Genomic DNA, 225 nt, shown 5'->3' with positions numbered 1-225 from the left:
CAAAACAACGACCTCGGTAGGCTCACTTCCTTCTAACTGACTTCGATTGAAGCACAATTGAACAGCCCGGTGAACAATAAATTGACCCGGGCATACATATAATACACATTATTCTAGCGACCTCTCCAACCAATCACCGATTTCTCGTTTCCCAGTTGCCTCATCAGGTAACGGAACATCGAGCGTCAAACGACGCTGTGCCTCTGTCGCGTAGGTAGCGACGTG

Source organism: Halorubrum sp. SP9, assembly GCF_005435015.1.
Classification (GTDB): domain Archaea; phylum Halobacteriota; class Halobacteria; order Halobacteriales; family Haloferacaceae; genus Halorubrum; species Halorubrum sodomense.
The sequence above is the reverse complement of the archived record's forward strand: the minus strand, read 5'-3'. Positions refer to the sequence as shown.